The following is a 22,034-nucleotide window of genomic DNA, read 5'->3' as shown; positions in this document are numbered from 1 at the left end:
TTTTGAGTACATTAACGCTAGTTTTGACAGCAGTGGGTTCCGTGTTGCTGCTGCTGTTTTTAGTGATGAAGGCGCGTATGCACGCTTTTGTTGCTTTGATGGTGGTTTCTATAGGTGCAGGTCTCTTTTCCGGTATGCCGCTCGACAAGATCGCCGCGACGATGGAAAAAGGGATGGGCGGTACGCTGGGCTTCCTGGCGATTGTGGTGGCCCTTGGCGCGATGTTTGGCAAGATTTTGCACGAGACGGGCGCGGTCGACCAGATTGCCGTAAAAATGCTGAAATCCTTCGGCCACAGCCGCGCGCACTACGCGATTGGCCTGGCGGGCCTGATTTGCGCGCTGCCGCTGTTCTTTGAAGTGGCCGTTGTGCTGCTGATAAGCGTCGCGTTCTCCATGGCGCGCCATACCGGCACAAACCTCGTGAAGCTGGTTATTCCACTGTTTGCGGGCGTGGCGGCGGCCGCGGCGTTTCTGCTGCCTGGGCCTGCGCCGATGCTGCTGGCGTCCCAGATGCACGCTGACTTTGGCTGGATGATCCTGATTGGCCTGTGCGCGGCAATCCCGGGAATGATTATTGCCGGTCCGCTGTGGGGCAACTTCATCAGCCGTTACGTTGAGCTGCATATTCCGGATGACATCACCGAGCCGCACCTGGGCGAGGGCAAAATGCCGTCCTTCGGCTTCAGCCTGTCGCTGATCCTGCTCCCGCTGGTGCTGGTGGGTCTGAAAACCATCGCCGCGCGCTTTGTGCCGGTGGGTTCCAGCGCCTATGAATGGTTTGAGTTCATTGGTCACCCGTTCACGGCGATCCTGGTGGCCTGTCTGGTGGCGATTTACGGCCTGGCGATGCGTCAGGGAATGCCAAAAGACCGGGTGATGGAGATCTGCGGTGCCGCGCTGCAGCCTGCGGGGATTATCCTGCTGGTGATCGGTGCCGGCGGCGTGTTCAAGCAGGTACTGGTGGATTCCGGCGTGGGCCCGGCTCTGGGCGAAGCGCTGACCGGGATGGGCCTGCCGATTGCGGTAACCTGTTTCGTATTGGCTGCGGCGGTACGTATCATCCAGGGTTCCGCAACCGTGGCGTGTTTAACCGCCGTGGGTCTGGTGATGCCGGTGATTGAACAGCTGAACTATTCCGGTGCGCAGATGGCCGCGCTGTCTATCTGTATCGCGGGCGGTTCGATTGTGGTCTCTCACGTTAACGACGCGGGCTTCTGGCTGTTCGGTAAATTTACCGGTGCCACCGAAGCGCAAACCCTGAAAACCTGGACGCTGATGGAAACCATCCTCGGTACGACGGGGGCAATTGTCGGGATGATTGCCTTTACGCTGCTCAGCTGAGGGCGGTGATTTAACAAGGCAAAAAATAAGGCCCGGTAGCGTCAGCGCTTACCGGGCCTTTTTATTATCCAGGGCGTCAGGCCGGGCCATAACCCGGCATTGCGTTACTCGCCCTGTGTGGCGCTCTCAATCGTCAAACGCACGTCCGAGGTAATCAGCTCTGCCAGCATCTGGTATACCTTCAGCGTCTCTTCCGGCTCTGCATCACCCGTATCGCTGATGAAGCCTTCATCGCGCAGCGTCAGGACCAGGGAACTGAAGACCGCTTTGTCGAAGAATTCAGGGGCGTTAATGCCGTGCAGAACGGACAGGCGCTGGGCCAGCGTCCGGCTCTCTTTCTCCAGCGTACCGCGGTTGATAGACGGGTTCGCGCTCAGCAGCCAGAACGTGATGGCGTAGCGCTGCAGCGTTTCGCGCGCACCGGCCGCCAGCAGCTGCAGGGTGCGGGAGCGTGACGGGTTGATGTGCAGCTCGTCGTTCGTGACGGTGATCAGCCCCTGACGACGTAATTCTTCCGTCAGTTTATCCAGCTCGCCCGCCAGCTCATCCTTGCTCCAGCGCAGGAAAAGCTCCGCTTTCAGCATCGGATAGAGCGTCTCAACGTGACGCAAGAGTTCCTGACGCGAAATACGGCGATGCTGGGTGATGATAGCCGCCATGAGCGACGGCAGCATCAGCATATGGGTGATGTTGTTTCGGTAGTAGGTCATCAGCACTGCCTGCTCGCGCGGCAGAATGATGATGTCGCCGATCGTGTCCTTTTCGACTTCAAACTTGTTCATCTGCAGCGCGTGATCGATAAGCTCACTGGCGGTCGCAGAAGGCACGGTTGAATCAACGGAATACGGCACGTTGCGCATCATATCCAGATAGCAATCCAGCTGCTCCGTGAGCTGTTCACGGGTCAGCGAGCGCTGACGCGAAGCCAGAAGCGCCGTACAGCACAGGTTCATGGCGTTAGCCGCACCGGCGTTGTTAATGCGCACCATCAGCTCGGACGCGATGCCGTTGACCGTTGGCGTCAGCCAGGCTGGACGAATCGCTTCGATAGGATCGATGGACTCGCGCCACTCGGGAACGTGATGGTTCAGGTACGTCATCAACGGCATCGGTTCGCCGAAGTTCACGTAGCCCTGACCGAGATTACGCAGCTTGCTCAGGCCGCGCAGCATCTGCGGCAGGCTCTCTTTCTCTTTGGTTGCACCACGCAGCTCTTTCGCGTACGTGCCCACTTCCATCACGTGCTCGTAGCCGATGTAGATAGGCACCAGCGTGATTGGACGGGTTCCTCCGCGCAGCATCGCCTGAATGGTCATCGACAGCGTGCCGGTTTTCGGATCGAGAAGACGTCCGGTACGGGAACGACCGCCCTCCACGAAGTACTCCACGGAATAGCCGCGGCTGAACAGTTCGCCCAGATACTCGCGGAACACGGTGGAGTAGAGCTTGTTGCCCTTGAAGGTACGACGGATAAAGAATGCGCCCAGGCGACGGAAAATCGGACCTGCTGGCCAGAAATTCAGGTTGATACCGGCTGCAATGTGCGGTGGTACCAGCCCCTGATGATAGAGCACGTAGGAAAGAAGCAGGTAGTCCATATGGCTGCGGTGGCAGGGAACATAGACAATCTCATGGCCATCATGCGCCAACTGACGTACACGCTCGGCGTTATGAACGTTGATGCCCTGGTAGAGACGGTTCCAGGTAAAGCCGAGAATACGATCGGACAGGCGAATCATCTCGTAAGAGAAGTTCGCTGCAATCTCTTCCATCAGCGCAATGGCGTTCTGCTGGGCTTTCTCATGCGATATTTTCTTGCTGCGCGCTTCGTCTTCGACGGCGCGGGCAATCGCTTTGGAGGCCAGCAGCTTGTTGAACAGATCCTGACGCGCCGGGAGACGCGGCCCAACGGCAGCAAGGCGCTGGCGGGCGAAGTGCATACGCGCCACGCGCGCCAGTTTTTGCGCGATGATCTTGTCGGTGCCGTGTTCGTCCGCCATGCGACGCAGCGAAACGGAAGGGGAGAAACGCACAAAGCTGTCGCGCCCCAGCCAGGAGACCGCAAAGAACTTCTGGATGCCGTTAAGCATGCGCAGCGGCGGGTTCTCTTCACCTTTTTCACGGCCCGGACGACGACCAAACATCACCGATACCGGCACCATCTGCACATCCAGATCGGGGTTGCTGCGGTGCAGGTCGAGATAGTCATGGAACAGCTTGATGGACTCTTCTTTTGGCGTGTAGTAGGTAAACACGCGCGGTCCACCGTGAATGAACACATAGCGCGGCAGCAGCGTCCCGTCAACTTCCAGCGGTTCAAGCGGGTCAGGTAAGTCATGCGCCAGACACTGGGCGCGAAGCGTCAGTAAGTCTGCCTTCGAGTTATAAGGCAAAACGTACATAATAGGACGTGACGTATCGAGCCCCAATTCCAGCGCGGGTTCTGCTGGGATAGACTTGCTTTTTACCAGGATGCTTAATGGTAAATTAAGTAATTTGTAGTAAATTCGTGGCCAGCCGGACATAAACGATGTAAAGCCTCTGGTTAATAATGCAATTGCGGCGCAAGGATAACAGAAAGCGCGCAAAATTTCTGTTGTTACCCGTCATACTTCAGGCTGTAGCGAAACGCGCTACAGTTCCTGTTACTGACGCTTTTTTTCATAAAAGGTTCTTTTAATGGCCAATAATACCACTGGGTTAACACGTATCATCAAAGCCGCCGGCTATTCATGGAAAGGTTTCCGTGCCGCGTGGATCAACGAAGCCGCCTTTCGCCAGGAGGGCGTCGCCGCTATCATCGCGGTGATCGTCGCCTGTTACCTTGATGTTGATGCTATTACCCGCGTACTTCTTATCGGTTCCGTGCTTCTGGTGATGATAGTGGAAATTCTTAATAGCGCTATTGAGGCCGTGGTTGATCGCATTGGTTCAGATTTCCATGAACTTTCTGGCCGTGCAAAAGACATGGGCTCTGCTGCCGTGTTGCTGGCGATTATCACTGCCGCTATCACCTGGGTCACGCTGCTTTGGTCACATTTCCGATGAGCCTCGAGGAATAATTAAGTCCCTGGTTTTTTGTGCAGTTTTTGGTTCCAAAATCGCCTTTGACTGTATATACTCACAGCATAACTGTATATACACCCAGGGGGCGGAATGAAAGCGTTAACGACCAGGCAGCAAGAGGTGTTTGATCTCATCCGGGATCATATCGGCCAGACGGGTATGCCACCCACGCGTGCGGAAATCGCGCAGCGTCTGGGCTTCCGTTCTCCGAATGCTGCCGAAGAACACCTGAAAGCGCTGGCGCGTAAGGGCGTGATTGAGATTGTTTCGGGCGCGTCACGTGGTATCCGCCTGCTGGTGGAAGAAGAGACGGGCATTCCGCTGGTGGGGCGTGTTGCTGCCGGTGAGCCTTTACTGGCACAGCAGCATATTGAAGGCCATTACCAGGTCGATCCAGCCATGTTCAAACCGAGCGCTGATTTCCTGCTGCGCGTCAGCGGTATGTCGATGAAAGACATCGGTATTCTTGACGGCGATCTGCTTGCGGTGCACAAAACGCAGGATGTGCGTAACGGCCAGGTGGTGGTCGCGCGCATTGACGACGAAGTGACCGTCAAGCGTCTGAAAAAACAGGGGAACACCGTTCAGCTACTGCCTGAAAACAACGAGTTCTCCCCGATTGTGGTCGATCTGCGCGAACACAACTTCTCTATCGAAGGACTGGCGGTTGGGGTCATTCGCAACGGCGAATGGCTGTAACCTCTTCCTGACAGGCTATGGTGCCGCTGTAGCCTGCTTCATTCTCCACACCCGGTATTTTTCATGTCACTGCTGACGGCATCCGATAAGGCATTGTGGCGTCTTGCTCTGCCGATGATTTTCTCCAATATTACCGTACCCCTGCTGGGTCTGGTCGATACTGCCGTTATTGGCCATCTTGATTCGCCTGTTTATCTTGGCGGCGTGGCGATTGGTGCGACGGCAACCAGCTTCCTGTTTATGCTGCTGCTCTTTTTGCGCATGAGCACCACCGGCCTTACCGCACAGGCGTATGGCGCGAAAGATCCGCTGCGTCTGGCGCGCGCGCTGGTCCAGCCGCTGATCCTCGCGCTTGGCGCGGGTGCGTTAATCGTTTTATTGCGTGCGCCCCTGATCGACCTTGCGCTCCATGTTGTTGGCGGCAGCGAGGCGGTATTAGAGCAGGCGCGACGTTTCCTTGAAATCCGCTGGCTCAGCGCGCCCGCGTCACTGGCTAACCTGGTTCTGCTGGGGTGGCTATTGGGCGTGCAGTACGCCCGTGCACCCGTGATTTTGCTGGTGGTGGGTAACCTGCTCAATATCGTTTTGGATGTCTGGCTGGTCATGGGTCTGCATATGAACGTGCAGGGCGCGGCGCTGGCGACGGCGATTGCCGAGTACGGAACCTTTATCATTGGCCTGTGGATGGTCTGGCGCGTGCTGGCGATGCGCGGCATCTCCCTGGCGCTGCTCAAAACCGCATGGCGCGGCAATATCCGTAAGCTGCTGGCGCTTAACCGAGACATCATGCTGCGCTCGCTGCTGCTTCAGCTCTGCTTCGGAGCGCTGACGGTCTTCGGGGCTCGACTGGGGCCAGAAATCGTTGCGGTCAACGCGGTATTGATGACGCTACTGACCTTTACCGCCTACGCGCTGGACGGTTTTGCCTATGCGGTAGAAGCGCATTCCGGGCAGGCGTACGGTGCGCGCGAAAGCGGGCAGCTTCGGGACGTCTGGCGGGCAGCCTGCCGTCAGTCGGGACTGGTGGCGCTGGCGTTTGGCCTGGTTTACGCCTGCTTTGGTGAGCAGATCGTTGCATTGCTTACGTCTCTTCCTGCGCTGCGCGAGCTGGCGAGCCACTATCTCATCTGGCAAGTCGTCTTACCGGTGGTTGGCGTCTGGTGTTATCTGCTGGACGGCATGTTTATTGGTGCGACGCGCGGAGCGGAAATGCGCAACAGCATGGCTGTCGCGGCTGCAGGGTTTGGTCTGACGCTGCTGACGCTCCCCTGGCTGGGTAATCACGGTTTGTGGCTGGCCCTGGCCGTTTTCCTCTCGCTGCGAGGGTTGTCGCTGGCGTTTATCTGGCACCGCCACTGGCAAAACAATACCTGGTTCTCTTCACGTCACGATATATCGTGACGGTTAAAGATTCCGAATATGAAACCAACTGCCGAATCCTTAACTACAATAATTATCACGTCCAGCAGAAAAGAACGTAACGGACGTTACGACCCGACGCTTAACTTAAGAGGACACGATGATGAATAAAGACGAAATCGGCGGCAACTGGAAGCAGTTCAAAGGTAAAGCGAAAGAAAAGTGGGGTAAGCTGACGGATGACGATATGACCGTCATTGAAGGTAAACGCGATCAGCTTGTCGGTAAAATTCAGGAACGTTACGGCTACGCGAAAGATCAGGCGGAAAACGAAGTCAAAGACTGGGAAACCCGTAACGACTACCGCTGGTAACGTTGAATAACCCACAGGGCGGCTCTAAGCCGCCTTTTCTTTTGCCGTTAACGCGGCTTTTTCTTCACAAGAATTGAGTGGTCGTGCTGGCACGCGTCCTGATGACGACAGGCTTCCACCTCCACGCACGCGGAACAGAGCCCGTGCGCCTCAATCACGTTATGACGCAGGGCAAACCCCATTTTCGCTGCCAGCGTATGCATAATGTCTTCCACGCCTTCCGCAGCCTCTTCTTTCACCACGCCGCAGCGGTCACAGATAAACATCGCCGATGTGTGGGTGGGCTGATCGAACAGATGGCACAGCACATAGCTGTTGGTGGATTCCACCTTGTGCACGAACCCTTGTTCAAGCAGGAAATCCAGGGCGCGATAAACCGTTGGCGGCTTTGCCTGCGGCTCGCTTTCGCGGAGAAGATCGAGCAGATCGTAGGCGCTGATGGCACCCTGCTGCAGGCTCATCAGACGTAATACTTCAAGGCGCTGCGGAGTCAGGCGCACATTGCGTTGCGCGCACAGCTTTTCGGCCTGCGCTAACAGCTCTTTTGTGGACTTATCCATGTAGCACCCCGGATGTTATAGGACGGAAAACCCCCACTTTATCATGTTCTGGTAAAAACACCGAGATCCGCCAGTCTGTGCTATACCTGACCCATTACAAACCGGGAAATAAACAATGAAAAAACCTGACTGTATTCGGCACTGGCGCGACGTAGAAGGTGCGGATGATTCGACCTATCCAGATAGCGATGAGCTTTTTTCTATCGGCGCCCCGTTGGCTCGTAAGCTTGGGCTCAGGCGCATTGGTATCCATCATGAGCGTTTGCCGCCCGGGCGCAGAACGTCCTATCCGCATGCTGAAAGCGATGAAGAAGAGTTCATTTATGTGCTCGAAGGTTATCCAGAAGCGTGGATAAATGGCTATCTATGGAAACTTGAACCTGGCGACAGCGTGGGATTTCCTGCCGGAACCGGTATCTGCCACACATTTATCAACAACACGGAGGAAGAGGTGCGGTTGCTGGTCGTAGGCGAGGCCAACAAGAAGCACAATCGCATCTACTATCCACTCAACCCCGTGTATGCCGCTACCCGTGAGGATCGCTGGGTAGACCACCCACCCCAGTTTTTTGGACCGCATGATGGAAAACCTGGGAAAAAATAATTTCCTCATCTATAAATATTGAGGGCCGTCACAAAATATAACAGGCCGTAAGGGAGTTTTACTTAGGGACAGAAATAGCGGGTCTTTTACTACTTATTCACAGCAATAGTTCGTTCCTGTTTGGGTGATAACAGACAGGGGTTATTTCATAACAGACTATAACGGGCATACTGTGAAAAAAAATTTTAAATTTTCGGTGGTTAGCATTGCTGTCTCCTTGTTTATGGCAAATCAGGCGGGAGCAGCCAATACCTGGACAGAATCACGGAGTGACGCCATGGGCGGGACGGGCGTTGCCTCCGGGAGCTATGGCAGTGGGGCGTTAATTAACCCGGCGCTGCTGGCAAAGGCAAAACCAGACGATGATGTGACGGTCATCTTGCCAGCCGTTGGGGTGCAGGTGACGGATGAAGACAATCTTCAGGACGAGATTGATACCATCAACGACAAAATTAATCACTACAAGGACGTGGTTGATGACCTCACGCCAAGGGAGATTATCACTAATCCGTTAGGTTCCATTAATCAATTCCAGGACGCGGCCAAAGATCTCGCCGATGAGCTGGACTATCTCAAAGGCAAAACCGCACGCGCGACGGCAGGAGCAGGGCTTGCGGTGAGTATCCCTAACGATGTGCTTTCCGTGGCCTTTATGGCGAAAGGCTATGCTCATGGCCGGGTTAGCTCGTCTATCGATCAGCAAGATATTGATTATCTGCGCGGTATTCAAAGAAGCAAAGTGGTGGCTGCCGGTGTTGCCCTGGACGCTGCGCTGAACGGCACGGATCAGATCACTAAAAACCTCAACTCAACAGCGTCTGGCCGGGCGGCGATTGTGTCTGACTACGGCGTTGCCGTTGCCCGTCAGTTTGACCTCGGCGGCGTCCCGGTTTCCGTAGGCGTGACGCCAAAACTGCAAAAAACCTGGGTCTATAACTACACCACCTCAATCTACGATTACGACAGTAACAAGTGGAACGACAGCCGCTACCGCACAGACGATACGGGCTTTAACGTCGATGCCGGTATTGCGGCTGATTTCGGCGAGAACTGGACGGTCGGCGTGAGTGGCCAAAACCTGATGTCGCGCGATATCGACACCAAAGATATCCGTATCCGCAACGGGCGGACGGGAGAAGTGGTGAGCTATAAAGATACCTACCAGATCCGTCCGCTGGTGACCGCCGGAGCCGCCTGGCACAACGATCTGGTGACGCTGACCGCCGATGGCGATTTGACGGAAACCAAAGGATTTAAGAGCGAAGATACGTCGCAGTATGTTGGCGTGGGTGCCGAGGTGACGCCGCTCAGCTGGCTGGCGGTGCGTGCGGGTTATCGCGCGGACGTGAAGGGTAACGACAGCAATGTCTTTACCGGCGGTGTCGGTTTCGCGCCGTTCAGTACCGTTCATGTCGACCTGATGGGCCTGTACGGTGAAGACGAAACCTGGGGTGCAGGGGCTCAACTGAGCATGACGTTCTAAAGTCCACCGGAGGCGCTGCGCCTCCGGCTTTTCTTTGTGCTATAGTAGCGCCCCTTTTCCACCAGATGCTTAAAACTTCGCCATGTCGTCAGAATCACAGACCGCTTTCCCTGCACACCGTTTCTCCATTGCGCCGATGCTCGATTGGACGGACAGACACTGCCGCTATTTCCTGCGCCAGCTCTCCCGCCATACGCTGCTGTACACCGAAATGGTGACTACGGGCGCAATCATCCACGGGAAGGGCGATTACCTGGCCTATAGCGAAGAAGAGCATCCGGTTGCCCTGCAGCTGGGCGGCAGCGATCCGGCCGCGCTGGCGCAGTGCGCGAAGCTGGCGGAAGCGCGCGGCTACGACGAGATCAACCTGAACGTTGGCTGTCCGTCCGACCGCGTGCAAAACGGCATGTTCGGTGCCTGCCTGATGGGGAATGCCCAGCTTGTGGCGGACTGTATTAAGGCGATGCGTGACGTCGTTTCCATTCCGGTGACGGTCAAAACCCGTATCGGCATTGACGACCAGGACAGCTACGAATTCCTGTGCGACTTCATCAATACGGTCTCCGGAAAGGGCGAGTGCGAGACGTTCATCATCCACGCGCGAAAAGCCTGGCTCTCCGGCCTGAGCCCCAAAGAGAACCGTGAGATCCCGCCGCTGGACTATCCGCGCGTGTATCAGCTGAAGCGTGACTTCCCGCACCTGACCATGTCCATTAACGGCGGCATCAAGTCGCTGGAAGAGGCCAAAGCGCACCTTGAACATATGGATGGGGTGATGGTTGGGCGCGAGGCGTATCAGAACCCGGGCATTCTGGCGACGGTCGATCGCGAAATCTTTGGCATCGAAGGCGCAGACACCGATCCGGTTGCCGTCGTGCGTGCGATGTATCCTTACATTGAGCGCGAGCTGAGCAACGGTACGTATCTCGGCCATATCACCCGCCATATGCTTGGGCTGTTCCAGGGCATTCCGGGCGCGCGTCAGTGGCGTCGCTACCTGAGCGAAAACGCACATAAAGCCGGCGCCGATATTGAGGTGCTGGAACATGCGCTGCGCCTGGTGGCAGACAAGCGATAACTTTCGCTAAAAGTTCGTCAAATTCACCACGCCCTGCGAATTCTCGCGGGGCGTTTTGCTTTAATAACAACAGGTTAATACTGGCATGATTCTTGTAATGTTTACTGCATTACTCGGGAACTCGTGGGAAAGCACCATGCTGGAACTACTTTTTGTGATTGGCTTTTTTGTCATGCTGTTAGCGACAGGCGTTTCGCTGCTCGGCATTCTGGCGGCTATCGTGGTGGCGACGGTGGTCATGTTTATTGGCGGACTGTTTGCCCTGACGATCAAACTGCTGCCGTGGCTACTGCTGGCCATCGCGGTCGTGTGGGTGATTCGGGCGATTAAAGCGCCAAAAGTGCCCAGTTATCAGCGCAATAACCGCTTCCGTTACTAAGGTATTGAGGGGTTCGTCACATACTTGTAACTTTTCCGGCAGTATGGCTTAGAACAGAATAGGATTTACTTATCGAATCTGTCACTATGACTGCCGATAACGAATTCATCGAGCTGTACCCTACATACAGCCGAACTAAAAAAAGAAAGGGCTTCCCACGGGAAGCCCAATTTCTTTTTGGGGCTCAGGGAATCAACAAACTCGACCCCTGCGTCGCCCGGCTCTCCAGCACCTCATGCGCGCGCTGCGCATCGGTTAGCGGGTATTTCTGCGCCTCTGCCACATCCACCTTAATGACGCCGCTGGCGATCAGCGAGAACAGCTCGTTGCTGGCTTCCTCAAGTTCTTCCCGGTTGGTGATGTATCCTTGCAGGGAAGGGCGAGTCACATACAGAGAACCTTTCTGGTTCAGGATGCCCAGGTTAACGCCGGTCACCGCGCCTGACGCATTCCCGAAGCTTACCATCAGACCACGGCGCTGCAGGCAGTCCAGCGAGGCTTCCCAGGTGTCTTTCCCTACCGAGTCATACACCACGCGCACTTTTTTGCCGCTGGTGATCTCCTTCAGCCGCTCAACAATACTCTCTTCACGGTAGTTAATCACCTGCCAGGCGCCCGCCTGCAGCGCGCGCTGCGCTTTTTGTGCATTTCCGACGGTGCCGATCAGCTTCGCGCCCAGTGCTTTTGCCCACTGACAGGCGATGAGCCCGACGCCACCCGCTGCGGCATGAAACAGGAACTGCTCGTCGGGTTTAATTTCATAGGTTTTGCGCAGCAGGTAGTAAACGGTTAAACCTTTCAGGAACGAGGCTGCTGCCTGCTCAAAGGAGATGGCGTTAGGCAGCAGGGCGGCTTTATCCGCCGGAACGTTGTGGACGGAGCTGTAAGCGCCTAGCGCAGACTGCGCATACACCACGCGGTCGCCCTCTTTAATATGCTTGACCGCGCTGCCCACTTTGACGACGACACCGGCGGCCTCGGTGCCCAGTCCGCTCGGCATCGACGGAGGCGGGTAGAGCCCGCCGCGAATATAGGTGTCGATATAGTTTATGCCGATGGCTTTGTTTTCAACCTGCACTTCGTTTTCGCCAGGCGCGGTGGGGGTGAACTCCACCGCTTTCAGTACGTCTGGCCCACCGTGTTTCTGGAATTCAATGCGCGTTGCCATGCTCCCTCCGTAAGAAAAATATGGTAATCTTTCGACCCACTCTTTATCTCGGTAACTCCATTCACTATGGCAGGAAACAAACCCTTCAACAAACAGACTGAACCTCGCGAGCGTGATTTCCAGGTCGCAGGGTTAAAAGTCCCGCCGCACTCGATTGAAGCGGAACAGTCGGTGTTGGGCGGTTTAATGCTGGATAACGAACGCTGGGACGACGTCGCCGAGCGCGTTGTGGCGGAAGATTTCTATACCCGCCCGCACCGCCACATCTTTACCGAAATGGCGCGTCTGCAGGAGTCGGGTAGCCCGATCGACCTGATCACGCTCGCGGAATCGCTGGAGCGTCTTGGTCAGCTTGACAGCTGCGGCGGGTTTGCCTATCTGGCGGAACTGTCAAAAAACACGCCTAGTGCGGCGAACATCAGCGCTTATGCCGATATCGTGCGCGAACGTGCCGTCGTTCGCGAGATGATCTCGGTGGCGAATGAGATCGCCGAAGCTGGTTTTGATCCGCAGGGCCGCACCAGCGAAGACCTGCTCGACCTCGCTGAGTCACGCGTCTTTAAAATCGCCGAAAGCCGCGCCAATAAAGACGAAGGCCCAAAAAACATCGCCGATGTTCTCGACGCCACCGTTGCCCGTATCGAACAGCTGTTCCAGCAGCCGCACGATGGCGTCACCGGCGTGAACACAGGCTATGACGATTTGAACAAGAAAACCGCCGGCCTGCAGCCGTCGGATTTGATTATCGTCGCCGCGCGTCCGTCGATGGGTAAAACCACTTTTGCGATGAACCTCGTCGAAAACGCGGCGATGTTGCAGGATAAACCGGTACTGATCTTCAGTCTTGAGATGCCCTCCGAGCAGATCATGATGCGTTCACTGGCATCGCTGTCGCGCGTGGATCAGACCCGCATCCGTACCGGTCAGCTCGACGATGAGGACTGGGCGCGCATCTCCGGCACCATGGGCATTCTGCTGGAAAAGCGTAACATCTATATCGATGACTCCTCCGGCCTGACGCCGACGGAAGTTCGCTCCCGCGCGCGCCGTATCGCCCGTGAACACGGCGGTATCGGCCTTATCATGATCGACTACCTTCAGCTGATGCGCGTCCCGTCGCTCTCCGACAACCGTACGCTGGAAATTGCCGAAATTTCCCGCTCGCTCAAGGCGTTAGCCAAAGAGCTGCACGTGCCGGTCGTTGCGCTGTCGCAGCTGAACCGCTCCCTGGAACAACGTGCCGACAAGCGTCCGGTCAACTCCGACCTGCGTGAATCCGGCTCCATCGAGCAGGATGCCGACTTAATCATGTTCATCTACCGTGATGAGGTTTATCACGAGAACAGCGACCTGAAAGGGATCGCCGAAATTATTATTGGTAAACAACGTAACGGCCCGATCGGGACGGTGCGTCTGACCTTTAACGGACAGTGGTCGCGTTTCGACAACTATGCCGGTCCTCAATATGATGATGAGTAATTTCTAAGGAATTCAAATGCAAGCGGCAACTGTTGTCATTAACCGCCGCGCTCTGCGACACAACCTGCAACGTCTGCGTGAACTGGCACCCGCCAGCAAGCTCGTTGCAGTCGTGAAAGCGAACGCTTACGGACACGGTCTTCTTGAGACCGCGCGAACGCTCCCCGATGCCGACGCCTTTGGCGTCGCCCGTCTTGAAGAAGCCCTTCGCCTGCGCGCGGGGGGGATTACCCAACCGATTCTGCTCCTCGAAGGCTTTTTCGAAGCCACAGATTTGCCGACCATTGCTGACCAGCATCTGCATACGGCAGTGCACAACGAAGAACAGCTGGCCGCACTTGAAACCGCCGAGCTGAGCGAGCCGGTGACCGTGTGGATGAAGCTCGACACGGGCATGCACCGTCTGGGCGTGCGTCCGGAGAGCGCCGAAGCGTTCTATCAGCGTTTATGCCGGTGCAAAAACGTGCGCCAGCCGGTGAATATCGTCAGCCACTTCGCCCGTGCCGATGAGCCCGAGTGCGGTGCGACCGAGCGGCAGCTGGATATCTTTAATACCTTCTGCGAAGGCAAGCCGGGGATGCGCTCGATTGCGGCATCCGGCGGTATTCTGCTGTGGCCGCAGTCGCATTTCGACTGGGCGCGACCGGGCATCATTCTCTACGGCGTGTCGCCGCTGGAGAACAAACCCTGGGGGCCGGACTTTGGCTTCCGGCCGGTTATGTCGCTGGTCTCTAACCTGATTGCCGTGCGAGACCATAAAGCGGGGGAGCCGGTGGGCTACGGCGGTACCTGGACCAGCGAGCGTGATACCCGTCTTGGCGTGGTGGCGATGGGCTATGGTGATGGCTATCCCCGCGCAGCTCCAACGGGTACGCCGGTTCTGGTCAACGGTCGCGAAGTGAAGATTGTCGGTCGCGTGGCCATGGATATGATTTGTGTTGATCTGGGGCCTGAAGCCCAGGATAAGCCTGGTGATGATGTTGTGATGTGGGGGGAAGGGCTGCCTGTTGAACGCATTGCTGAAATCACGAAAGTAAGTGCTTACGAACTTATCACGCGTCTGACCTCGCGGGTAGCGATGAAGTACATTGATTGAACCGCCAATGGAGTGAGGTTTTTATCCTCGCTCCAACTTTATTAACATCCTCTCGACCTTCTCCCACTTCCGGTTTATTGTTGAAATCCCTGCCTCATCGAATTCCGGAGAATCATCGCGTGTTTCAGAAAGTTGACGCCTATGCCGGCGACCCAATTCTCTCCTTAATGGAGCGTTTCAAAGAAGATCCTCGCAGCGACAAGGTGAACCTTAGCATCGGTTTGTATTACAACCACGAGGGTTTTATTCCTCAGCTGCAGGCCGTTGCCGAAGCCGAAGCGCGTCTGAACGCGGTTCCACACGGCGCGTCGCTCTATCTGCCGATGGAAGGGTTAAATACCTACCGCAGCACCATTGCGCCGCTGCTTTTTGGTGCCGATCACGCGGTGCTCGCGCAAAAACGCGTGGCGACCATCCAGACGCTGGGCGGCTCGGGGGCGCTGAAAGTGGGTGCAGACTTCCTGAAAAAATACTTCCCGGATTCAGGCGTGTGGGTCAGTGACCCGACGTGGGAAAACCACGTTGCGATCTTCGAGGGCGCAGGCTTCAAAGTGGCGACCTATCCATGGTTTGACAGCGAAACTAACGGCGTGCGCGTTGAAGCGCTGCTGGAAAAACTGAACACCCTGCCGGAGCGCAGCATTGTGCTGCTGCATCCGTGCTGCCATAACCCGACCGGTGCGGATCTCACCAATGCCCAGTGGGATGCGGTGATCGAGGTACTGAAGGCTCGCAACCTGATCCCGTTCCTCGATATTGCCTACCAGGGCTTTGGCGCGGGCATGGAAGAAGATGCCTATGCCATCCGCGCCGCTGCCAGCGCCGGGCTGCCTGTTCTGGTGAGTAACTCCTTCTCTAAAATCTTCTCCCTGTACGGTGAACGCGTTGGCGGTCTGTCCGTGGTGTGTGAAGACGCCGAAGCGGCAGGTCGCGTGCTCGGCCAGCTTAAGGCGACGGTGCGCCGCATTTACTCCAGCCCGCCGAACTTTGGTGCGCAGGTGGTGGCGACGGTTCTCGGTGACGAAAAGCTAAAAGCGTCCTGGCTTGCGGAAGTGGAAGCGATGCGCCAGCGCATTCAGACGATGCGTCAGGAGCTGGTTAACGTCCTGAAAGAGGCCGTGCCGGGACATAACTTCGACTATCTGCTCAAGCAGCGCGGGATGTTCAGCTATACCGGACTGAGTGCGGCCCAGGTCGATCGTCTGCGCGAAGAATTCGGCGTCTACCTGATCGCCAGCGGCCGTATGTGCGTGGCGGGCCTGAATGCCAGCAACGTTCATCGCGTGGCGCAGGCGTTTGCTGCTGTAATGTAAGTACTCACCAACTCACCCTCTCCCCGTGGGAGAGGGTCGGGGTGAGGGCATCAGGCCGCACAAAAACGTTGCCCGGCCTTTTGTGATCGTCTTCTTTTTATTCCGCTTCATAAGCAAAAACTCCTTCCCTTCACCTCCCGCTGGGGTTATGGTCGGATAGTTTTTTGACCATCCGCTCAAATTAAAACGATAACAAACTGAATATTCAGGGGAAAATATGCGCAAGATCACACTGGCGCTCAGCGCCGCCTGCTTATTGTTCTCGCTTAATAGCGCCGTCGTCGCGCGAGCTTCTGCCCCGACGCCGCTTTACACCGGCACCACCGCCGCCATTCTTGCCGAGCAGGCACCCATTCACTGGGTTTCCGTGGCCCAAATCGAAAACAGCCTGATGGGCCGTGCGCCAATGGCCGTGGGTTTTGACATTGACGATACCGTGCTGTTCTCAAGCCCCGGCTTCTGGCGCGGTAAGAAAACGTATTCACCCGACAGCGAAGCGTATCTGAAGAACCCGGAATTCTGGGAAAAAATGAACAACGGCTGGGACGAATTCAGCATCCCGAAAGAGGTTGCCCGTGCGCTTATTGCCATGCACGTGAAGCGCGGTGACAGCATTTATTTTGTAACCGGCCGCAGTCAGACCAAAACGGAAACCGTCTCTAAAACGCTGCAGGATGATTTCCAGATCCCGGCGACCAGCATGAACCCGGTCATTTTTGCGGGTGACAAAGAGGGGCAAAACACCAAAACCCAGTGGCTGGAAAAGAAAAACATCAAAGTGTTTTATGGCGATTCGGATAACGACATTACCGCCGCACAGGATGTGGGTGCCAGAGGGATCAGGGTGTTACGCGCGTCTAACTCAACCTATCGCCCGCTGCCGATGGCCGGAAAGTTTGGCGAAGAGGTGATCGTCAACTCGGAGTATTGAGCCCCTGGCAGCGAGTTTGACTCTTTTTTAATCAAATCTCGCTGCTGCGGGTTTTACCTTTCGTCTTCTTGCTGCACACTTAGAAAGATTCATCTTTCATCACGGAGCAGCCTATGTGGTACCAACAGACCCTGACCTTAAGCGCGAAGCCACGCGGATTTCACCTGGTGACGGATGAAGTCATCGGGCAACTCCGCGACCTGTCGCACGTCAGAACGGGTTTGCTGCATCTGCTGCTTCAGCACACGTCCGCCTCTCTGACGCTGAATGAAAATTGCGATCCCACCGTCCGGTCCGACATGGAACACCATTTTCTGAAGAGCGTCCCGGACAACGCGCCTTACGAGCATGACTATGAGGGGGCGGACGATATGCCTTCGCATATTAAATCCTCTTTGCTGGGCGTATCGCTGATGCTGCCGGTCCACAACGGGCGGCTGCTGTTGGGAACGTGGCAGGGGATCTGGCTGGGTGAGCATCGTATTCACGGTGGTTCGCGTAAAATTATCGCCACGCTACAAGGGGAATAAAGATGACAATTTCGGAGATACTTCAGTACTGCATGAGCAAGCCCGGCGCGGAGCAGAGCGTCCACAGCGACTGGAAAGCCACGCAGATTAAGGTAGGTGATGTGCTGTTTGCGATGGTGAAAGAGGTAGAAGGCCGTCCGGCGGCGTCGCTGAAAACCAGCCCTGAACTGGCGGATTTGCTGCGTCAGCAGCATGATGACGTGAGGCCGAGCAAGCACCTCAATAAGGCGCACTGGAGCACCGTCTATCTGGATGGATCGATTCCAGGCTCACAAATTTACTACCTGGTGGACGCCTCCTATCAGCAGGCGGTTGAGCTGCTGCCGGAAACCACCCGACAGCAACTCTCCGTGTGACAACTACAGCAACGGTTTAAGGAAGCGCGCGGTGTGCGAGGCTTCGCACTCTGCAACGGTCTCTGGCGTACCGGAGACAAGAATTTCACCGCCGCCGCTGCCGCCTTCCGGGCCGAGATCGACAATCCAGTCCGCGGTTTTAATCACGTCCAGGTTATGTTCGATGACCACGATGGTGTTGCCCTGATCGCGCAGCTGATGCAGAACCTCGAGCAGCTGCTGGATGTCAGCAAAGTGCAGGCCGGTGGTTGGCTCATCCAGAATGTAGAGCGTCTGACCGGTACCGCGTTTTGACAGCTCGCGCGCCAGCTTCACGCGCTGCGCTTCACCGCCGGACAGCGTAGTGGCGGACTGTCCCAGACGAATGTAGGTCAGGCCGACGTCCATCAGCGTCTGCAGCTTACGCGCCAGCGCAGGGACGGCGTCAAAGAATTCGCGCGCCTCTTCGATGGTCATGTCCAGCACTTCGTGGATGGTCTTGCCTTTGTACTTAATCTCCAGCGTTTCGCGGTTATAGCGTTTGCCTTTGCACTGGTCGCACGGCACGTAGATATCCGGCAGGAAGTGCATCTCAACCTTGATCACGCCATCGCCCTGGCACGCTTCGCAGCGGCCGCCGCGCACGTTAAAGCTGAAACGTCCTGGCGTATAGCCGCGGGAGCGCGCTTCAGGCACACCGGCAAACAGTTCACGTACGGGCGTGAAGACGCCGGTATAGGTCGCCGGGTTAGAGCGCGGGGTACGGCCAATCGGGCTCTGGTCAATGTCGATAACTTTATCGAAATGCTCCAGCCCCTGGATGTCGCGGTACGGTGCAGGCTCGGCCAGCGTCGCGCCGTTCAGCGCCGTCTGCGCAATCGGGAATAGCGTATCGTTGATCAGCGTCGATTTACCGGAACCGGACACGCCGGTGATGCAGGTAAACAGGCCAACCGGCAGCGTCAGGGTGACGTCTTTCAGGTTGTTGCCGCGCGCGCCCGTCAGCTTCAGCACTTTTTCCGGATCTGCCGCTACGCGCTGTTTTGGCACTTCAATCTTACGCTTGCCGCTCATGTACTGACCGGTCAGTGACTCGGGTACCGCCATAATGTCCTTCAGCGTCCCTTCTGCAACGACCTGACCGCCGTGCACGCCTGCGCCCGGACCAATATCGATCACGTGGTCTGCGGCGCGGATGGCATCTTCGTCGTGCTCCACAACGATCACCGTGTTGCCAAGATTGCGCAGGTGGATCAGGGTACCGAGCAGGCGCTCGTTGTCGCGCTGGTGCAGGCCGATGGACGGCTCGTCCAGTACGTACATCACGCCGACTAAGCCCGCGCCAATCTGGCTGGCCAGACGGATACGCTGAGCCTCACCGCCGGAGAGCGTTTCCGCCGAGCGGGAAAGCGTCAGGTAGTTCAGGCCGACGTTCACCAGGAACTTCAGGCGATCGCCGATCTCTTTCAGCACTTTTTCGGCGATTTTCGCGCGCTGGCCGGAGAGCTTCAGGTTATTGAAGAAGTCCATCGCGTGGCCGATGCTCATGTCTGAGATGGTCGGCAGCGCCGTGTTTTCCACAAACACGTGGCGCGCTTCGCGACGCAGACGCGTGCCCTCGCAGGTGGCGCAGGAGCGGTTGCTGATGAACTTCGCCAGCTCTTCGCGCACCGCGCTGGATTCGGTCTCTTTGTAGCGGCGCTCCATATTATGCAGCACCCCTTCGAACGGGTGACGACGCACGGAGGTATCGCCGCGATCGTTCATGTACTTGAACTCAATGTTCTCTTTGCCGGAACCGAACAGAATCACTTTGTGCACGTTCGGGCTCAGGCTGGCCCACGGCGCTTCGACGTCGAACTTGTAGTGCTCTGCCAGCGATTTCAGCATCTGGAAGTAGTAGAAGTTACGCTTGTCCCAGCCGCGAATGGCCCCGCCCGCCAGCGACAGCTCCGGGTTCTGGATCACGCGGTCCGGGTCGAAATATTGCTGGACGCCCAGGCCGTCACACGTCGGGCACGCGCCCGCCGGGTTGTTAAAGGAGAACAGGCGCGGTTCAAGCTCGCGCATGCTGTAACCGCAAATCGGGCAGGCAAAGTTGGCGGAGAAGAGCAGCTCTTCCGCTTTCGGGTCGTCCATGTCGGAGACCACGGCCGTGCCGCCAGAGAGTTCCAGCGCCGTTTCAAAGGATTCCGCCAGACGCGTGGCGAGATCGTCACGCACCTTGAAGCGGTCAATCACCACTTCGATGGTGTGCTTCTTCTGCAGCTCCAGCTTGGGCGGATCGGACAGGTCGCACACTTCGCCGTCGATACGGGCGCGGATATAGCCCTGGCTTGCCAGGTTCTCCAGCGTCTTGGTGTGTTCGCCCTTACGCTCTTTGATGATTGGCGCAAGCAGCATCAGGCGTTTGCCTTCCGGCTGCGACAGCACGTTATCCACCATCTGGCTGACGGTCTGGGCCGCCAGCGGGACGTCGTGGTCCGGGCAGCGCGGCTCACCCACGCGGGCATACAGCAGACGCAGGTAGTCATGAATTTCGGTAATGGTACCGACCGTTGAACGCGGGTTATGCGAGGTGGACTTCTGCTCAATAGAGATAGCAGGGGACAACCCTTCAATATGGTCAACATCCGGTTTTTCCATCAGCGACAGGAACTGACGCGCGTACGCAGAGAGTGATTCAACGTAACGACGCTGTCCTTCGGCATACAGGGTGTCGAAAGCCAGTGAGGATTTGCCAGACCCCGAAAGCCCGGTCACGACAATGAGTTTGTCGCGAGGGATTATGAGGTTGATATTCTTGAGATTGTGGGTGCGGGCGCCCCGAACTTCGATCTTATCCATTCACCTTTCCCGGTTGGAACACGGATTGCCTGATTTGTTTGAAGGACAAACGGCTGTCAGAAACGGCTAATTATGACACAATTTAACCTGTTTGAATATACAGTATTGGAATGCATTTTCTGATTCGCTGTGTAACAATGTCGAGTTGCGGGAGAACTCTGGAACGTGCTACGCAACTATCAAAGTGCAGCATGGAAATGGTACACTCGCGCGTTTACACTATTAAGAAACGTATTCAGGAGACACGAACATGGCCAGCAGAGGCGTAAACAAGGTGATTCTCGTCGGTAATCTGGGCCAGGACCCGGAAGTACGCTACATGCCGAGTGGTGGCGCAGTTGCCAACATTACGCTGGCTACTTCCGAATCCTGGCGTGATAAAGCGACCGGTGAGATGAAAGAGCAGACCGAATGGCACCGCGTTGTGCTGTTTGGCAAACTGGCCGAAGTGGCCGGTGAGTATCTGCGTAAAGGTTCTCAGGTCTATATCGAAGGCCAGCTGCGTACCCGCAAATGGACCGATCAGTCCGGTGCTGAGAAGTACACCACTGAAGTCGTGGTTAACGTGGGCGGTACCATGCAGATGCTGGGTGGCCGTCAGGGCGGCGGTGCACCGGCAGGTGGCGGTCAGAGCCAGCAGCAGGGCGGTTGGGGCCAGCCTCAGCAGCCACAGGGCGGCAACCAGTTCAGCGGTGGCGCGCAGTCTCGTCCGCAGCAGCAGTCTGCTCCGGCGCCGTCTAACGAACCGCCAATGGATTTCGACGACGACATTCCGTTCTGATTTCCGCGTACTTAAAACAAAAAACCCAGACCATCGTCTGGGTTTTTTATTGATGAAGGGATCAGGTAATGACCATCGGCCAGTCTGGCGGCGTGTGGCTCATCGCCTCAACCATCACCACTTTAATATTTTCCCAGACGGCGGCGATATCCAGCAGGGTAATGCCAAGCAGACCCGTTGCAAACCAGCAGGCAGCACCCAGCCCCAGCAGGGTGCTGATGACAGCAAGACCCGCATAGTCAGATTTACGAAACTGAATGTTCAGCGTGCTGGCCAAAAACATCAGTACCGCACTCAACAAAGGCCAGCGCAGGAGAACCATGCTGGTAGTAATGGTTGCCATAAAACCCATCCTCAACAAAACAGACGAACTGAATGAAACAGATTTTTTCGTTACACTATATGTGTGAACTATATCACATTTGCTGTTTTATTCGCCAGTCCCGGGGTGATGAAAAACGGGTGATTCATAGTTGCCGAGAATCAATGGGCGCCTGAGTGAAAATATATCTTTGCTGGCTAAGTTCTCCAGTTCCCGCACTCTTTATAATGAATTCATTAAGATAGCAAAACTGATGCAAAAGGATGCTCACTGTACAATGTTTACAGC

Annotated in this window: 21 protein-coding genes; 16 read left to right on the top strand and 5 right to left on the bottom strand. The window is 56.4% G+C overall.

The annotated features are described in order from the left end of the window. The first annotated feature begins 2 nt into the window (after positions 1-2). Positions 3-1,343: a gluconate transporter gene (gntU, locus tag AC0TOY_RS02325; RefSeq protein WP_010436459.1), complete on the top strand. Its 1,341-nt coding sequence runs from the start codon at positions 3-5 to the stop codon at positions 1,341-1,343. Positions 1,344-1,447: 104 nt separating this feature from the next. On the opposite strand, the gene plsB is transcribed toward gntU, so the two are convergent. Then, a complete protein-coding gene (gene plsB / locus AC0TOY_RS02320) occupies positions 1,448-3,868 on the bottom strand; it encodes a glycerol-3-phosphate 1-O-acyltransferase PlsB (protein ID WP_024906708.1) in 2,421 nt (806 codons plus the stop codon). A gap of 154 nt (positions 3,869-4,022) precedes the next feature. Here plsB and AC0TOY_RS02315 point away from each other — a divergent pair, with 154 nt between their 5' ends. The 4 genes from AC0TOY_RS02315 (at position 4,023) to AC0TOY_RS02300 (ending at position 6,840) form a co-directional block, all read left to right on the top strand. Then, positions 4,023-4,391 (top strand): diacylglycerol kinase, encoded by a 369-nt coding sequence (locus AC0TOY_RS02315; RefSeq protein ID WP_032650593.1) that lies wholly within the window; start codon positions 4,023-4,025, stop codon positions 4,389-4,391. Between the two features lie 108 nt (positions 4,392-4,499). Then, positions 4,500-5,108, top strand: coding sequence for a transcriptional repressor LexA (gene lexA / locus AC0TOY_RS02310; RefSeq protein WP_024906710.1), 609 nt, complete (start codon positions 4,500-4,502; stop codon positions 5,106-5,108). A gap of 63 nt (positions 5,109-5,171) precedes the next feature. Next, a complete protein-coding gene (gene dinF / locus AC0TOY_RS02305; RefSeq protein ID WP_473721445.1) occupies positions 5,172-6,509 on the top strand; it encodes an MATE family efflux transporter DinF in 1,338 nt (445 codons plus the stop codon). A gap of 121 nt (positions 6,510-6,630) precedes the next feature. After that, the gene (locus tag AC0TOY_RS02300; RefSeq protein ID WP_024906712.1) at positions 6,631-6,840 is read left to right on the top strand and encodes a CsbD family protein; all 210 of its coding nucleotides are present in this window, start codon (positions 6,631-6,633) and stop codon (positions 6,838-6,840) included. A 47-nt stretch (positions 6,841-6,887) separates the two neighbouring features. Here AC0TOY_RS02300 and zur read toward each other — a convergent pair whose 3' ends face one another. Beyond that, on the bottom strand, positions 6,888-7,400 hold the full coding sequence (zur, locus tag AC0TOY_RS02295) for a zinc uptake transcriptional repressor Zur (protein ID WP_008503369.1): 513 nt from the start codon (positions 7,398-7,400) through the stop codon (positions 6,888-6,890). A gap of 115 nt (positions 7,401-7,515) precedes the next feature. Between zur and AC0TOY_RS02290 the strand changes: the two genes are divergently transcribed. From AC0TOY_RS02290 to pspG, 4 genes are all read left to right on the top strand, one after another. Continuing rightward, on the top strand, positions 7,516-8,004 hold the full coding sequence (locus AC0TOY_RS02290) for a cupin domain-containing protein (RefSeq protein ID WP_024906713.1): 489 nt from the start codon (positions 7,516-7,518) through the stop codon (positions 8,002-8,004). Positions 8,005-8,176: 172 nt separating this feature from the next. Continuing rightward, complete coding sequence (locus AC0TOY_RS02285; protein ID WP_473721444.1) at positions 8,177-9,487, top strand: conjugal transfer protein TraF; 1,311 nt, start codon at positions 8,177-8,179, stop codon at positions 9,485-9,487. A gap of 82 nt (positions 9,488-9,569) precedes the next feature. Next, positions 9,570-10,565 (top strand): tRNA dihydrouridine(20/20a) synthase DusA, encoded by a 996-nt coding sequence (gene dusA / locus AC0TOY_RS02280; protein ID WP_048989822.1) that lies wholly within the window; start codon positions 9,570-9,572, stop codon positions 10,563-10,565. A 136-nt stretch (positions 10,566-10,701) separates the two neighbouring features. Then, a complete protein-coding gene (gene pspG, locus AC0TOY_RS02275; protein WP_023310044.1) occupies positions 10,702-10,944 on the top strand; it encodes an envelope stress response protein PspG in 243 nt (80 codons plus the stop codon). A 184-nt stretch (positions 10,945-11,128) separates the two neighbouring features. Here the strand turns inward: pspG and AC0TOY_RS02270 are convergent, their stop codons facing one another. After that, a complete protein-coding gene (locus tag AC0TOY_RS02270) occupies positions 11,129-12,112 on the bottom strand; it encodes a quinone oxidoreductase (RefSeq protein ID WP_267217716.1) in 984 nt (327 codons plus the stop codon). A 66-nt stretch (positions 12,113-12,178) separates the two neighbouring features. Here AC0TOY_RS02270 and dnaB point away from each other — a divergent pair, with 66 nt between their 5' ends. From dnaB to AC0TOY_RS02240, 6 genes are all read left to right on the top strand, one after another. Then, the gene (gene dnaB / locus AC0TOY_RS02265) at positions 12,179-13,591 is read left to right on the top strand and encodes a replicative DNA helicase (protein WP_023310046.1); all 1,413 of its coding nucleotides are present in this window, start codon (positions 12,179-12,181) and stop codon (positions 13,589-13,591) included. A 16-nt stretch (positions 13,592-13,607) separates the two neighbouring features. Next, positions 13,608-14,687, top strand: a complete 1,080-nt coding sequence (alr, locus tag AC0TOY_RS02260) for an alanine racemase (RefSeq protein WP_290094302.1) — start codon at positions 13,608-13,610, stop codon at positions 14,685-14,687. Between the two features lie 119 nt (positions 14,688-14,806). Next, entirely contained in the window at positions 14,807-16,000 is a 1,194-nt protein-coding gene (tyrB, locus tag AC0TOY_RS02255; RefSeq protein ID WP_024906719.1) for an aromatic amino acid transaminase, read from the top strand. Positions 16,001-16,217: 217 nt separating this feature from the next. Then, positions 16,218-16,931 carry an acid phosphatase AphA gene (gene aphA, locus AC0TOY_RS02250; RefSeq protein ID WP_024906720.1) on the top strand — a complete coding sequence of 238 codons (714 nt, stop codon included), beginning with the start codon at positions 16,218-16,220 and terminating at the stop codon, positions 16,929-16,931. A gap of 113 nt (positions 16,932-17,044) precedes the next feature. Further along, a complete protein-coding gene (locus AC0TOY_RS02245) occupies positions 17,045-17,461 on the top strand; it encodes a secondary thiamine-phosphate synthase enzyme YjbQ (protein WP_157188483.1) in 417 nt (138 codons plus the stop codon). A 2-nt stretch (positions 17,462-17,463) separates the two neighbouring features. Continuing rightward, positions 17,464-17,817 carry an MmcQ/YjbR family DNA-binding protein gene (locus tag AC0TOY_RS02240; protein ID WP_023310053.1) on the top strand — a complete coding sequence of 118 codons (354 nt, stop codon included), beginning with the start codon at positions 17,464-17,466 and terminating at the stop codon, positions 17,815-17,817. Positions 17,818-17,820: 3 nt separating this feature from the next. Here the strand turns inward: AC0TOY_RS02240 and uvrA are convergent, their stop codons facing one another. Further along, positions 17,821-20,643, bottom strand: a complete 2,823-nt coding sequence (uvrA, locus tag AC0TOY_RS02235) for an excinuclease ABC subunit UvrA (RefSeq protein WP_024906722.1) — start codon at positions 20,641-20,643, stop codon at positions 17,821-17,823. A 250-nt stretch (positions 20,644-20,893) separates the two neighbouring features. Here uvrA and ssb1 point away from each other — a divergent pair, with 250 nt between their 5' ends. Next, positions 20,894-21,424 (top strand): single-stranded DNA-binding protein SSB1, encoded by a 531-nt coding sequence (gene ssb1, locus AC0TOY_RS02230; RefSeq protein ID WP_023310055.1) that lies wholly within the window; start codon positions 20,894-20,896, stop codon positions 21,422-21,424. A gap of 61 nt (positions 21,425-21,485) precedes the next feature. Here the strand turns inward: ssb1 and AC0TOY_RS02225 are convergent, their stop codons facing one another. Then, on the bottom strand, positions 21,486-21,767 hold the full coding sequence (locus AC0TOY_RS02225) for a YjcB family protein (RefSeq protein ID WP_008503385.1): 282 nt from the start codon (positions 21,765-21,767) through the stop codon (positions 21,486-21,488). Positions 21,768-22,034: the final 267 nt, after the last annotated feature.

The sequence above is a fragment of the Enterobacter sp. PL_is379 genome (genome assembly GCF_055817355.1).
This window is presented reverse-complemented; position numbering and strand designations above follow the sequence as displayed.

Coding starts and splice junctions, on each gene's coding strand:
- plsB (WP_024906708.1), bottom strand. CDS start 3,868: ATGTCCGGCTGGCCACGAATTTACTACAAATTACTTAATTTACCATTA.
- AC0TOY_RS02315 (WP_032650593.1), top strand. CDS start 4,023: ATGGCCAATAATACCACTGGGTTAACACGTATCATCAAAGCCGCCGGC.
- lexA (WP_024906710.1), top strand. CDS start 4,500: ATGAAAGCGTTAACGACCAGGCAGCAAGAGGTGTTTGATCTCATCCGG.
- dinF (WP_473721445.1), top strand. CDS start 5,172: ATGTCACTGCTGACGGCATCCGATAAGGCATTGTGGCGTCTTGCTCTG.
- AC0TOY_RS02300 (WP_024906712.1), top strand. CDS start 6,631: ATGAATAAAGACGAAATCGGCGGCAACTGGAAGCAGTTCAAAGGTAAA.
- zur (WP_008503369.1), bottom strand. CDS start 7,400: ATGGATAAGTCCACAAAAGAGCTGTTAGCGCAGGCCGAAAAGCTGTGC.
- AC0TOY_RS02290 (WP_024906713.1), top strand. CDS start 7,516: ATGAAAAAACCTGACTGTATTCGGCACTGGCGCGACGTAGAAGGTGCG.
- dusA (WP_048989822.1), top strand. CDS start 9,570: ATGTCGTCAGAATCACAGACCGCTTTCCCTGCACACCGTTTCTCCATT.
- pspG (WP_023310044.1), top strand. CDS start 10,702: ATGCTGGAACTACTTTTTGTGATTGGCTTTTTTGTCATGCTGTTAGCG.
- AC0TOY_RS02270 (WP_267217716.1), bottom strand. CDS start 12,112: ATGGCAACGCGCATTGAATTCCAGAAACACGGTGGGCCAGACGTACTG.
- dnaB (WP_023310046.1), top strand. CDS start 12,179: ATGGCAGGAAACAAACCCTTCAACAAACAGACTGAACCTCGCGAGCGT.
- alr (WP_290094302.1), top strand. CDS start 13,608: ATGCAAGCGGCAACTGTTGTCATTAACCGCCGCGCTCTGCGACACAAC.
- aphA (WP_024906720.1), top strand. CDS start 16,218: ATGCGCAAGATCACACTGGCGCTCAGCGCCGCCTGCTTATTGTTCTCG.
- AC0TOY_RS02245 (WP_157188483.1), top strand. CDS start 17,045: ATGTGGTACCAACAGACCCTGACCTTAAGCGCGAAGCCACGCGGATTT.
- AC0TOY_RS02240 (WP_023310053.1), top strand. CDS start 17,464: ATGACAATTTCGGAGATACTTCAGTACTGCATGAGCAAGCCCGGCGCG.
- uvrA (WP_024906722.1), bottom strand. CDS start 20,643: ATGGATAAGATCGAAGTTCGGGGCGCCCGCACCCACAATCTCAAGAAT.
- ssb1 (WP_023310055.1), top strand. CDS start 20,894: ATGGCCAGCAGAGGCGTAAACAAGGTGATTCTCGTCGGTAATCTGGGC.
- AC0TOY_RS02225 (WP_008503385.1), bottom strand. CDS start 21,767: ATGGCAACCATTACTACCAGCATGGTTCTCCTGCGCTGGCCTTTGTTG.